Here is a 13,122-nt window from a genome sequence, read left to right on the forward strand (position 1 = left end):
CTAGGCTCGCCGCCGGCCGTCGGGCATAATTGTGCCCCGCAAATCCACTTCACTGAGGTTGGCACCACTCATATCCGCAGCGGTCAGGTTCACCCGCGTCAAATCCGCCCGCGACAGGTTAGAGCCGGAAAGGTTGGCATCCCCTAAATCTGCCCCACTCAAGTTAACACCGCTGAGATCGACGGTTCCCAGTAAGCTACCGCTAAACGTTGCCCGGCTGAGGGTGGCTCCACTTAAAGTCGCTCGACTCAGATTCGCTTCTGAGAGGGTAGCACGACTCAGGTTGGCTCCCACCAAGCGGGCACGGCTGAGATTCGCTTCTACCAAGTCAGCACGGCTAAAGTTGGCTTCCGTTAACTCCACGTCGCGGAGATTGGCACCACTGAGATTGGCACCCCGCAGCTTCACGCCATTAAAGACGAGGCCACTGAGGTTGGCACTGCGTAGATCCGTTTGACTCAAATCCGCATTGTCCAGCAATGCCCCCTGCAAGTTTGCCCCTTGGAGATTCGCCCCCCGCAGATTGGTGCCCACCAGTTTGGCATGGCTGAGGTTGGCGCCCCGTAAATTCGCCCCACTGAGATCCGCACGACTAAGGTTGGTATGACTCAGATTCGCGCCACTGAGATTGGCACCACTCAAGTTAACCTCAGAGAGTTCTAGGGACGAGAGGTCTGCCTTTGCCAGTTCAGCTCCCACCAGATTGGCCTTGGCAAGGTTGGCTTCACTGAGCTTGACTTCTGTGAGATCAACGCGGCTGAGATTGGCTCCCGTGAGATTCGCCGCCGTTAAATTAGCACCACTCAGGTTCGCACCGCTGAGGTTCGCGCCACTGAGATTGGCATTGCTGACATCCGCCTGAATTAAATCTACACGGGTCAGATTCGCCTGCTTTAGATTTGTGCCATGCAAATTCGCGCCCTGTAAATTTGCCCCCGAAAGGTTAACGCCGTCGAGTGTCAGTCCCCGTAGATCCGCATTCGCCAAATCCACACGGGAGAGATTGGCTCCCTGAAGCACCGTTCCCCGTAGTGTGGTTTCACTGAGTTCAGCGCGGCTGAGATTGGCTCGCGTCAGGTTTGCCCAACTGAGATCACTGCGGCTCAAGTTTGCCCCAGCGAGGTTGGCATCCACTAATTCTGCTTTGATGAGCATGGCATTGACGATTTCTGCGCCACAGAGCACCGCACCACTGAGATTGGCTCCGCTCAGGTTGACCCACTCCATGTCGGCACGGGAGAGAATAATCCCCCGTAGATCGGCGTTGATAAACTCGCCATTTGTCAAACTGGCACGATTGAAGTCCCGTTCACCGCTGGCATAGCGTTTTAACAACTCTTGGGGATTCATCAAAAAAAACGGGTCTGGAACCCCGCCCTTGAGAGCGGCTCTACACTCTAAGCCTAGCTTAATTCGCTAAAACCACACTACGCTCGTGAGAGGATGATAATTAAGGACTTGCGCTCGATGCTCTCATGGATACCATCCCTATTCTTGATCTCAAAACCCAATATCAATCCCTGCAAGCAGACATCGATCGCGCAGTTGCCCGCGTACTGGCATCGGGTCAGTTTATTCTAGGACCAGAGGTACAAGCCTTTGAGGAAGAGGTGGCCGCCTATTTAGGGGTGCGCCATGCGGTGGCAGTCAATTCAGGGACAGATGCACTGGTGATTTCCCTGCGTAGTTTGGGGGTGGGTGCCGGGGATGAGGTGATTACCACCCCCTTTTCGTTTTTTGCGACGGCAGAAGCAATTAGTTTAGTGGGGGCTCACCCGGTGTTTGTGGATGTGGAACTGGACTCCTTTAACCTTGATCCCAGTAAAGTAGCTGCAGCGATTACTCCCCGCACCAAGGCGATTTTGCCCGTGCATTTATTTGGGCGACCGGCAGCCATGGGAGCAATTGTGGAACTTGCTCAGGCTCATGGGTTAGCAATTCTTGAGGATTGTGCCCAGTCCTTTGGTGCCCGCTATTGCCCACCCTGTGAAAATTGTCAATGTACAGAGGTGACTCAAAAGACTTTAGCCCATCAATTCACGGGGGCGATCGGCAGCATGGGTGCCTTTTCTTTTTTCCCAACCAAGAACTTGGGTGCCTATGGTGATGGGGGGCTGATTACCACCAATGATGATGATTTAGCCGAGCGATCGCGCATGCTGCGGGTTCACGGCTCCCGTCAACGCTACCACCACGAAATGATTGGCTACAATTCTCGCTTGGACAGCCTACAGGCGGCAATTCTGCGGGTGAAGCTACCCCATATCGATCGCTGGAATCAAGAGCGACGGCGAGTCGCCCAAACCTATAACCAAGCCTTGGCGGGTCTTGAGACGGTGGTCACCCCAACAGTATCTCCGGGACATGTATTTCATCAATATACGATTCGGGTACTCAATGGCCAGCGGGACGCCCTTGCGGCTTACCTGAAGGCGGCTGGCATTAGTTCAATGATTTACTACCCGATTCCCCAAGATCACTGTCCAATGTATAAGGGGCAATCTCCACCCAATCCTGTGAGCGATCGCCTTGCTCGCGAGGTACTGAGCTTACCCATTTGGCCTGAGTTGAGCGATGCCACCATTGAGCATATTGCCGCAACCATTCGCCAGTTTTTTCAGAACCCTTAGGTACATCGCCTAACGATTTGTCCTCATTTAACACAACCTTAAGATCTCACTCGCTAAGCTAGCAACAGCCCTTTTCTCAAACCTGTAATGTCGCTAGGGCAGGAGTGCAATGCCATGAAGGTTGCCGTTTTCAGTGCCAAATCCTACGATCGCCAGTTTTTGAATGCCGCCAATGCAGCGCAGGGGCACCCCCATCTCCTGACCTATTACGATGTGCTGCTGCGCCCTCAAACAGCCTCCTTGGCCGAGGGGCACAATGCCGTCTGTGGGTTTGTCAACGATGATTTGGGAGTGGAGACCCTAAAACGGCTGGCAGAGTTGGGAGTGCGTCTGGTGACACTGCGCTGTACGGGCTTCAACAATGTGGATTTGGCAACGGCGGCCAGCTTGGGCATCACAGTTACCCGCGTGAGTACTTATTCCCCCTATTCAGTGGCGGAGCATACGGTGGGGCTGATCCTGATGTTGAACCGCAAACTCCACCGTGCCTACAACCGTGTGCGCGATGACAATTTTTCCTTGGAGGGGCTGATGGGCTTTGACCTCCATGGTTGTACGGTCGGAATTATTGGCACGGGTAAAATTGGCCGTATTGTTGCTCAGATTATGGCTGGTTTTGGCTGCCACCTCTACGGCTATGATCCCTACCCTAGTGAAGCCTTTAGGGAGATTGGTACCTACACAACCCTAGAGACGCTGCTGGCGGCATCCGATATTGTGACGCTCCATTGCCCCTTGGTGCCCGAAAATGAACATCTGATCAATGCCACCACGATCGCCCAAATGAAGCGAGGGGTGATGTTAATCAATACCAGTCGCGGCAAACTGGTGGACACCAAAGCAGTGATTGAGGGCATTAAAAGCGGCCAAATCGGCTATCTGGGCATTGATGTCTATGAAGAGGAAGACTCCCTCTTTTTCCAAGATCTTTCGGACACGATTATCCAAGACGACACCTTTCAACTCCTGCAATCCTTCCCCAATGTGGTGATTACTGCTCACCAAGCCTTCTTTACCCGCAATGCCCTCACGGATATTGCCCGTACGACAATTGAAAATCTGACCTGTTTTGAGCAAGGCCTGCCCCTAGCAAACGAAGTGGAACAGATGTAAGGCTCGGCGAAACGGTTATCCCCATAACGTTTCCGGCAAACAGATCCGCTATAGTAGCGATCGCGTTTATTTCAGGAAAAAAGTCATGGGGCGTGCAGAAAAAGTCATTTTGGCCTATTCGGGGGGAGTGGATACCTCTGTGTGTATTCCCTATCTCAAGCACGAGTGGGGCGTGAAGGAAGTCATTACCCTCGCCGCTGATTTAGGACAGGGGGATGAACTGGAACCCATTCGCCAAAAAGCCCTTGATGCTGGTGCCAGTGCCTCGCTGGTGGCCGATGCCAAAGCTGAATTCATCCGCAACTATGCCTTTCCAGCCATTCAGGCCAACGCCCTCTACGAAAATCGCTATCCCCTCTCGACGGCCCTTGCTCGCCCCCTGATTGCCAAGCTCTTGGTGGATGCGGCTGCTGAGTATGGTGCCGATGCCGTTGCCCACGGCTGTACAGGGAAAGGCAATGATCAAGTCCGCTTTGATGTGGCGATCGCCGCCCTGAATCCCAACCTCAAGGTCTTGGCACCCGCTCGCGAATGGGGCATGAGCCGTGAAGAAACCATTGCCTACGGCGAACGCTTTGGCATTCCCGCCCCTGTGAAAAAATCTTCTCCCTACAGCATTGACCGCAATCTTTTGGGACGCAGTATTGAAGCAGGCCCCCTTGAGGATCCGTGGATTGAACCCCTTGAGGAAATCTATTTGATGACCCAAGCCATTGAAAATACCCCCAACTCCCCGGAGTATGTGGATATTGGTTTTGAGGCCGGAATTCCCGTCAGCCTCGATGGCCGCTCCCTCGATCCCGTAACGCTAGTGAGTGAACTCAATGAGCGGGTGGGGCGCCACGGCTTTGGTCGCATTGACATGATTGAAAATCGCCTTGTCGGCATTAAATCCCGCGAAATTTACGAAGCCCCTGCCCTCTTGGTGCTCATTGACGCCCACCGCGATTTGGAAAGTTTGACCCTGACCGCCGATGTGACGCAGTACAAACGGGGGATTGAAGAGACATACAGCCGCCTAGTCTATAACGGCCTCTGGTACAGCCCCCTCAAGGAAGCCTTGGATGCTTTTATTCAACAGACCCAGCAGCGGGTGACGGGTACCGTGCGCGTCAAACTCTTTAAGGGAACCGCACGGGTGGTGGGGCGGCAATCTCCCTACTCCCTCTACACGCCCGACTTGGCTACCTATGGTGCCGAGGATCAATTTGATCACAGGGCAGCCGAGGGCTTTATCTATGTGTGGGGGCTACCCACCCGCGTCTGGGCAGAAAAACTGCGCCAAGGCTAATCGGGGGCTTCGACAATACACCACTCATGGAGTTCGTACTGCACACACTGGTGTTGGACGAGGGGATCGCGGGCAACAATTTCCTCAGCCGCCTTGCGGGAATCGGCCTGAAACAACAACATGCCACCCCCTCGCTCAGCCCAGTATCCCGTGCGGGCTTGATGCCCTGCGGCAATGAGGGCGCGCACATAGGCGCGATGGGCACCAACGTGGCGATCAAAGGTGGCCTTGTCCACAATACCGCGTTCAATTTTGACAAACCATGGCATCGGTCAGTGGCTCCTCTGGATTTCAATCAAGACCTAGAATAGCTATAAGCAGTGTGCCTGAGTGACTCTGTTGTGCCCTGATTGCGAGCGGCTATGAGCAAAGCCATGACCCTTGAAACCTTGTTAAGCGAATTTGCCCGTGGGGTGCGAAATTTCCGTGGTGTGAATTTGGCGGGCAGTGTGTTTCCGTTGGTGCAACTCAGCCATATTGATTTGGCGGGAGCCAATCTGCAGGGTATCAACTGGAGCGGGGCAGATTTGATCAAAGCGAACCTTGCCAATGCCAATCTGCGAGGCGCCAATCTGATTGGTGCGGATCTGAGTGGTGCTAATCTGACCGATGCCAACTTGCAGGAAGCCATGCTCAGTGGCGCCATCCTAGTGGGTGCCTACCTCTCGCGCGCCAATTTGCAGCGGGCAGTGCTCAGTGGGGCAATCCTCAAGGGGGCGGTGCTCCATGACAGTAACCTCAAGGATACAAATGTGGTGGGGGCAGATCTCTCAGAGGCGGATCTGACCGGGGCGATCGCCCGCCGTCAAGACTTAGAGGAAGCCAAGCTCTCAGGAACTATACTGCCCAATGGCGAAGTGGTCTTTGATGAAGGGGACATTGAAGAGGTACCGTTGCCCACTCCAACGCCAATGGCTAAGCCAATGGCAACCGCTAACGAAACCACTGTGATTGAGTGGACCAATGAGCAGGTGATCCAAATGCTGATCCTGCAACAACACCCCCTGCCCAGTACCTACCAAAGTGCTGATTTGAAGGTGGCTAGCCTCGGCAACCACTGTTATCAATTGCGCACGGTTACGGAAACGGTGGTGGCGGTGGTAGAAGGTGAGAGTGTGGCCAATGAGAAAGTAACCCTTTTTGCCGAGGCGCCCTTTGCCGATGTGGTGGCCAGTGTCCTCCAAGCCCATTCCTTCTTGCCCACACAATACATCAGTGACCCCGTGCCTGCATGGCAGTACGAGCAAGTACCCATTCCCCGCGGCAGTGAAGTCCGTTTGGGAACGGCACGGCAGCTCTGGAAAACGTGGTGGTTACTCTTGAAGTCCACGGCTACAGGGCAGGAGCCAGCACAGCTACAACTGTTGGTGGGCAAGGAGTGGCAGCCCATTTGCGATATTGCCTTTTCACCGTCGGCGGGCGGTGGTCTGATTATCAAAACGGCTACGGGCGATCGCCACTATCCTGCCGATGCCTCGCTGATTTGGCTAGAAAGTGTCCAGTCTGGCTCACCCACAACCACTGCCCCAGTGCCCACCCCCACAGCACCTCTCTGGAATGGTGTCCTGAAATTTGAAAATAACTGCTTAACGATTCAAACGGCGGCGGGATCCGTCTGTGTGCGGGGGGAAAATTTGACGGTCACCATCGGTGGTCAGGCGATCGATCTAACCCAGCTCTAATGGTCGTTGTTCAGCCCTTTGATTTTAGTCGCTGGCCGATCGCCGTCAGTGATTTACCTGCCGATACCTACCTCGTGGGTGGAGCGGTGCGGGATGCGCTCCTCGGTCGGACAACGTTGTACCCCGACTTGGATTTTATTGTGCCGGCGGATGCCATTGCCCTGACCAAAAAACTAGCGGATAAGTACAAGGCTGGCTTAGTGGTTTTGGATCGGCAGCGGCAGATTGCCCGCTTAGTTTTTGCCAACACCAGCGTGGATATTGCCCAGCGGCATGGTGAGACGCTCTTAACGGATTTGAGCGATCGCGATTTTCGCCTCAATGCCATTGCCTACGACATTCACCACCACCACATTGTCGATCCCCTCGGTGGCCTTTTGGATTTGCAACGCCGCCAAATTCACTATGTCGCACCAGAAAATCTCGCTGCTGATCCACTGCGACTCCTACGCGCCTATCGCCAAGCCGCCCAACTGCAATTTACGATTACGCCCGAAACGCGGCAGGTGATCCAAATCCTTGCCCCCCAACTGCGACGAGTCGCCCCAGAACGGGTGCGGGTGGAACTCAGCTATCTCCTCAGTGCCGTTGAGGGTGCGGCCCAAGTGACCCTCGCCTTTCGGGATGGGGTGTTGGCGGTGTGGCTGCCGTCGGTCACCGAGGAGCGGATTACCCACTACCATGCCCTTGAATCCACCCTAGCGAATTTTCCCTTCCCAGCCCTTTGGCCGGCGCTAACGACATCGATTGCCGCAACAACTGCCCCCGGCGAACCCCAACGGCGAACCCTAGCGGCTTTGGCCAAGCTCACCTGCCTCGTGAATGCCAGCGATCGCCAAGCGGCCGAGGAACTAACTGCCCTCACCTACACCACCGATGAAATTCGCATTGTCCAAGTTCTGTGCCGACTGCTCAACCACTGGCTAGTCCCCCTCGAACAGCCCCTGAACCGCGAGCAAGCCTTCTATCTATTTCGCGCGGCGGGTAGCTATTTTCCAGCCTTTGTTGCCCTTGCCCTTAGTCGTGGCATCCCCAAAGCGCATCTAGTGCCCTTGGTCAAAGGGTGGTTAGACCCCAAGGATGCCATTGCCCATCCCCCCCAATTGGTGCGGGGTGCCGATCTGGTAGAAGTGTTTCAGGTCTCGCCGGGGCCGCGTGTGGGTGAATTGTTGCGAGCTGTGGAAGCAGCCCAAGCGCGGGGAGAAATTAGCGATCGCCCCCAAGCCCTCGCCTATGTGGCACAACTCCTCAAGAGTGCAACTGAACCAAGACACCGTTAGGAATTGGTCAGAAAAATCTCTTGCCAAAGGGTGTCATAGGTCTTTTGGGTCGCGGCATCAAGGGGTAGCAATACCTCACTCTTGGTAAAGGCGGTGGGGTCAGCGAGGGGGATATAGCGCTGAAAGAGGGTGCCCGTTAGATTACTCACGCGGGGCGAGAGCGCATCACTAAATTGACTGAGTTGCTCAGCCACCTCTGGCTGCCACCAGTAGTTCAACCAATCCAAGGTGGGGCGATCGGGGGCTTGGCCACAGACCCACAAATCCAGCCAAAGCGCCGTGCCACTGGCGGGGAAGACTGCTCCATAGGTCTGCGGATCGCGCTTCAGCAGCGGCAGTAGATCCGTTGACCAACCCACTGCCAAGTGCGTACTCCCCAGCATCAGCGGTTGCAGGTAGGCATCGGAACTAAAGAAACGGCAACCTTGGCGCAGGCGAGACAATCGCTCCCGTAACTGCGGGTGGGTGGGTGGGGCATTGTAGGACCGCCCCAAGGCTTTCAGGGTTAAGCCAATCACTTCGCGGGGGGTATTCAAGAGGCTGTAGTGCCCCTGCACTGCGGGGTGCCATAGAGCATCCCAATCTTTGGGTTCCCAACCCAAGTCAGCAAAGAAATCGCGGCGATAAATGAGGGCGGTAGCTCCCCAGCGATAGGGAAGACCCCAGAGGGCATCCTCTTTGCTGATCAACTTCACAAAAGGTTGCAATGGTTCAGCCCAATCAAATCCATTTTGAATGAGTTGTTTGGGAATGGGAGCAATCTGCCCTTTTGCCACCGCCTCTGGTAACCAAGCATCCCCGAGACTAAGGACGGCTGAGCCTAGATTGCCTGCTGCAAGGGTATGGGCTAAGGCTTGGGGGGTTTCCTGAAGGCGCAGATGAACGCCCACACCCGCCTGTTGACGAAATCGCTGAATCAGTTGAGGCGGTAGGGATTTGCGCAGCAGATGAACGGTTAGCCCCCCCTTGGCACTTGCTTGACAACCACTGAGGGCGATCGCCCCCAAGGCAAACAACCCCTGACAAAATTGCCGCCGCTGCATTAGTGTTGCCACCGAAACTGCAATTGACTTGGCTGCGCTGGATCCCCCAGTTGCTCGATGCCGCGATCGTTGGCCACAAGGTGCCGTAGGATCAGGTAAATCCGCTCCAGTTGATCCGGCGCATTCACAGCGTCGGCGATCGCCCCCAAGTCAAGGGGTTCATCACTTTGTTCTAAGACTTTAACAATCTGCCGTTGCAACGCCAAATTCGCTGCTGCTGCTTTCTTGCCCGCTTCCACCCCCGGCTGATGGTAGGCATTGATATTCACCAAGAAGCCATAGAGACCCACTGCTCGCTCATAAAGGGCAATCAGAGCACCCACCGTTTTGGGCGTCACCTCTGGAATCGTCACCGTCAGGGAAGGGCGATCCTTTTCATAGAGGGCTTGGCGCGTGCCGAGCAGCAAGCCACTGAGGTAGTCCCCTGATGTAATTCCCGGCTCTACTTCAATGCCGGGTTCTTGACCATCCCGCAGCACTTCAATAAAGGTGACAAAGAAGTTGGGCAGGCCATCCCGCAACTGCTGCACATAGGCGTGCTGATCCGTGGTTCCCTTGTTGCCATAGACCGCAATCCCTTGGTGGACAATGTTGCCGTCGAGGTCTTTTTCCTTGCCGAGGGACTCCATTACCAACTGCTGCAAGTAGCGGCTAAACAGGAGCAGACTATCTTTGTAGGGCAGGACAACCATATCTTTTTCACCCCGACCCTTGCCCGCATGGTGCCAGGCCAAGGCGAGTAGGGCAGCGGGATTTTGGCGAATCTTCGGCACGCGGGTTGCCTGATCCATCAATTTTGCTCCCGCGAGGAGGGCATCAATGTCAATCCCTTGCAGGGCAGCGGGCAATAGACCCACCGTTGACAGTTCCGAGGTACGCCCCCCCACCCAGTCAAACATCGGGAAAATGGCCAGCCAACCGTTGGACTCCGCCACTTGGGCAAGGCCACTGCCCGGCAGGGTGACGGCGACGGCGTAATCGGCAAAGGCCAGACCGGCACGTTGGAAGCGGGCTTGGGCTTCTAGCATGCCATTGCGGGTTTCCGGTGTCCCCCCCGATTTGGAAATGACAATCACCAATGTCGTCCGCAGGAGATCGCCTAGTTCCGCAAAAACCCGCTCAAACCCGGCAGGGTCGGTGTTGTCCAAAAAGTGAATGTTCAGGGGGGGATTCACAGGGGCAAGGGCAGCCGCCACAAACTGCGGACCCAGGGCAGACCCCCCAATGCCAACAGAGAGAATATCCGTAAAACGACCCCCTTGGGGTGGGGCAATGGCGCCACTGTGGACTTGCTGGCTAAACTGCTTCACTTGGGCAATGGCATCGCGAATTTCGGCACGCAGTTCTGGAGTTGGTGCCAAATCGGCATCCCGCAGCCAGTAGTGCCCCACCATGCGGCCCTCATCGGGGTTGGCGATCGCCCCTGCTTCCAATTCCTTCATTTGCTGAAACGCGCGCTCAAAAGCTGGCTCTAGGCGACGTACCACTTCTGGGGTCAGCCCCATACGACTGACATCCACATAGAACTCCAACTCAGGGTGGTAGTACAACCAGTCTTGGTAATGCTGCCAAAGAGCCAAAGCATCCATAAGACAATATTTTCGCGCTACGATCTCAGCGTACCTCAACAACTGTCCCTTACTGGGAACATCAGCTTTCCCTTAATAAACACCCTAGGCAGATTGTGCCTTCAGAAAAGCAGCAAATTCCTCTAACGCTATCCGCAGGCGATCGGCCGCCACCTCAACAAAATCATTGTGATCGGCACCCTCGACCCAGAGGGAAAATTTTGGCTCACGGGCAATGGCAAAAAGGTATTGGCCATGACGAAAGGGCACGATGCTATCGGCAGTACCGTGGAGAATCAACAGCGGCACCTTGACTTGCGGCAGTTTATCTCGGTTGATAAAGCGATCAAAGGGAAACAACGGGAAAGGCACCACCACCCGAAAGATGGAAGTAAAGGTACTTTCTAAGACCAACCCCGCAATTGCAACCTGTGTTGCCAGTTCCGTCGCCACCCCACCGCCAAGGGAACGGCCATAGAGAATCACCCGCTCTGGGGGGACTCGCAGTTCCTCTGTGAGATAGGTATAGGCTGCCAAAGCATCTGCGTAGGCATGACGCTCACTAGGGCGACCCGAACTCAAGCCGTAGCCACGATAGTCGTAGGCGAGGACGGAAAACCCCCACTGCCGCAGCGTCTGTAGAAAGGGTTCCACCATGCCGAGGTCTTCCCCATTGCCGTGACTAAACAGCAGCGTAAAGTGAGCGTCTGGGTTGGCGACATACCGCACCGCAAGGCGATCGCCCTGCCCCACTGGAATCAGCCGGATCTCCTCAGAAAGGGAGTAGGTAGGACGGGGTGGATGGAAGATCAGGGCATCGGCGCCAAAGTAGAGATAGACCGCAATGATCAGATAAATCAGGAGTGCCGATCGCCCCAAGCGCAACCAACTCCACTCACCCAGTACCCAGTCTCGCAGCCAACTCATTTAGAGGGAGAGTTCAGGCTCGGTGCCACCAGTGTCCCTAAGGGTTGATCCACCTGCTGAGCCAGTGTCGGTACCACTTCCCGCGCTCGCGCAATCACCTGCCCCGTGGTGGCATCGTAAATTTGCGTCAATAGCTTGGGATAGAGGCCAATGCCAATAATTGGTACCAAAAGACAGGCAATGATAAACACCTCGCGGGGTTCAGCATCCACAAGGGCTTCATGCTCCACCAATTCCTTGTTTTCAGGGCCGTAGAAAATTTCCCGCAGCATCGACAGCAGGTAAATTGGTGTCAAGATCACCCCCACTGCGGCCAAAAAGACCACAATCACGCGGAAGGGCAAAGAATAGGCATCACTGGTGGCAAAGCCAATAAAGACCATGAGTTCAGCCACAAAGCCACTCATCCCCGGCAGAGCAAGGGAGGCCAAGGAGCAGGCCGTAAACATGGCAAAGATTTTCTTCATTTTCTGGCCAACACCGCCCATTTCCTCAAGGATCAGCGTGTGGGTACGGTCATAGGTGGCTCCCACCAAAAAGAAGAGACTCGCCCCAATCAAGCCGTGGGAGACCATTTGTAGCACCGCCCCACTCATGCCCAAATTGGTAAAGGAGGCAATCCCAATCAGCACAAAGCCCATGTGGGAAATCGAGGAGTAGGCAATTTTGCGCTTGAGATTGCGCTGCGCATAGGAAGTCAGCGCCGCATAGATGATGTTGACCACCCCCAAAATCACCAAAACGGGGGCAAACTTGGCATGGGCTGCCGGCAGCATATCGACATTCATGCGAATCAGGGCATAGCCACCCATCTTCAGGAGAATCCCCGCCAGCAGCATGTGCACCGGCGCTGTTGCTTCACCGTGGGCATCCGGCAACCACGTGTGCAGGGGGACAATCGGCAGCTTGACGCCGTAGGCCACCAAAAAGCCGGCATAAACTAGCAGTTGAAACCCAATGGCATAGTCCTTGGCCGCCAAGGTCTGCATATCAAAGCTAATCGTGTCGCCATAGAAGGCCATGGCCAAGCCCGCCACCAAAATAAAGAGGGAGCTGCCAGCCGTGTAGAGAATGAACTTTGTTGCCGCGTATTGACGCTTGTGCCCCCCCCAAATTGCCAAGAGCAGGTACACCGGAATCAGCTCCAGCTCCCACGCAAGGAAAAAGACCAGCATATCCTGCACGGCAAAAACAGCAATCTGGCCACCATACATCGCCAGCATTAAGAAATAAAACAGTCGCGGCTTCAGGGTCACTGGCCAAGCCGCCAAAATCGCCAGCGTGGTAATGAAGCCCGTGAGTAAAATCAGCGGCATGGAGAGGCCATCTGCCCCCACTGACCAGCGCAGGCCAATTTCGGGAATCCAGTCATAGCTTTCCCACAGTTGCATGCCGGGGGTGTTCAGGTCATAGAAATTCGTGAAGGCATAGACAATCAAAGCAAAGTCAATCAACCCCACCGTCAGGGCATACCAGCGGATTGGGCGTCCTTTGCCTGTGGCATCTGGAATGAAGGGAATCGCCAAGGAAGCCACAATTGGGAACAGGATAATCGTTGTCAGCCAAGGAAACGTACTCATGGCAGTCG

Annotated in this window: 11 protein-coding genes; 5 read left to right on the top strand and 6 right to left on the bottom strand. The window is 55.1% G+C overall.

Annotation, left to right across the window (positions count from 1 at the left end; genetic code table 11):
- A complete protein-coding gene (locus tag RHP47_RS12000) occupies window positions 1-1,350 on the bottom strand; it encodes a pentapeptide repeat-containing protein (RefSeq protein ID WP_149821185.1) in 1,350 nt (449 codons plus the stop codon).
- Between the two features lie 125 nt (window positions 1,351-1,475).
- Here RHP47_RS12000 and RHP47_RS12005 point away from each other — a divergent pair, with 125 nt between their 5' ends.
- The 3 genes from RHP47_RS12005 to RHP47_RS12015 all read left to right on the top strand — a co-directional run bounded on the left by RHP47_RS12005 (window position 1,476) and on the right by RHP47_RS12015 (window position 5,034).
- Entirely contained in the window at window positions 1,476-2,630 is a 1,155-nt protein-coding gene (locus RHP47_RS12005) for a DegT/DnrJ/EryC1/StrS family aminotransferase (protein WP_310840582.1), read from the top strand.
- A 114-nt stretch (window positions 2,631-2,744) separates the two neighbouring features.
- Window positions 2,745-3,743 carry a 2-hydroxyacid dehydrogenase gene (locus RHP47_RS12010; RefSeq protein ID WP_149821189.1) on the top strand — a complete coding sequence of 333 codons (999 nt, stop codon included), beginning with the start codon at window positions 2,745-2,747 and terminating at the stop codon, window positions 3,741-3,743.
- 85 nt (window positions 3,744-3,828) lie between these two features.
- Window positions 3,829-5,034: an argininosuccinate synthase gene (locus tag RHP47_RS12015; protein ID WP_286625876.1), complete on the top strand. Its 1,206-nt coding sequence runs from the start codon at window positions 3,829-3,831 to the stop codon at window positions 5,032-5,034.
- On the opposite strand, the gene RHP47_RS12020 is transcribed toward RHP47_RS12015, so the two are convergent.
- The gene (locus tag RHP47_RS12020; RefSeq protein WP_149821193.1) at window positions 5,031-5,303 is read right to left on the bottom strand and encodes a YciI family protein; all 273 of its coding nucleotides are present in this window, start codon (window positions 5,301-5,303) and stop codon (window positions 5,031-5,033) included. The two genes, RHP47_RS12015 and RHP47_RS12020, sit on opposite strands and share 4 nt — an antisense overlap.
- A 105-nt stretch (window positions 5,304-5,408) precedes the next feature.
- Here RHP47_RS12020 and RHP47_RS12025 point away from each other — a divergent pair, with 105 nt between their 5' ends.
- Window positions 5,409-6,716, top strand: coding sequence for a pentapeptide repeat-containing protein (locus RHP47_RS12025; protein WP_310840583.1), 1,308 nt, complete (start codon window positions 5,409-5,411; stop codon window positions 6,714-6,716).
- Window positions 6,716-7,996 carry a CCA tRNA nucleotidyltransferase gene (locus RHP47_RS12030; protein ID WP_310840585.1) on the top strand — a complete coding sequence of 427 codons (1,281 nt, stop codon included), beginning with the start codon at window positions 6,716-6,718 and terminating at the stop codon, window positions 7,994-7,996. Before RHP47_RS12025 ends, RHP47_RS12030 begins: the two co-directional genes overlap by 1 nt.
- Here the strand turns inward: RHP47_RS12030 and RHP47_RS12035 are convergent.
- The 4 genes from RHP47_RS12035 to ndhD1 form a co-directional block, all read right to left on the bottom strand.
- A complete protein-coding gene (locus RHP47_RS12035; protein ID WP_149821199.1) occupies window positions 7,993-9,051 on the bottom strand; it encodes an extracellular solute-binding protein in 1,059 nt (352 codons plus the stop codon). The genes RHP47_RS12030 and RHP47_RS12035 overlap by 4 nt on opposite strands.
- Window positions 9,039-10,628 carry a glucose-6-phosphate isomerase gene (locus RHP47_RS12040; protein ID WP_310840587.1) on the bottom strand — a complete coding sequence of 530 codons (1,590 nt, stop codon included), beginning with the start codon at window positions 10,626-10,628 and terminating at the stop codon, window positions 9,039-9,041. The genes RHP47_RS12035 and RHP47_RS12040 overlap by 13 nt, the downstream gene beginning before the upstream one ends.
- Before the next feature lie 84 nt (window positions 10,629-10,712).
- Window positions 10,713-11,534, bottom strand: a complete 822-nt coding sequence (locus RHP47_RS12045) for an alpha/beta hydrolase (protein ID WP_149821203.1) — start codon at window positions 11,532-11,534, stop codon at window positions 10,713-10,715.
- The gene (gene ndhD1, locus RHP47_RS12050) at window positions 11,531-13,114 is read right to left on the bottom strand and encodes a photosynthetic/respiratory NAD(P)H-quinone oxidoreductase subunit D1 (protein ID WP_286625883.1); all 1,584 of its coding nucleotides are present in this window, start codon (window positions 13,112-13,114) and stop codon (window positions 11,531-11,533) included. The genes RHP47_RS12045 and ndhD1 overlap by 4 nt, the downstream gene beginning before the upstream one ends.
- Between the last annotated feature and the right edge of the window lie 8 nt (window positions 13,115-13,122).

This window comes from Thermosynechococcus sp. QKsg1, from assembly GCF_031586415.1.
GTDB lineage: Bacteria > Cyanobacteriota > Cyanobacteriia > Thermosynechococcales > Thermosynechococcaceae > Thermosynechococcus.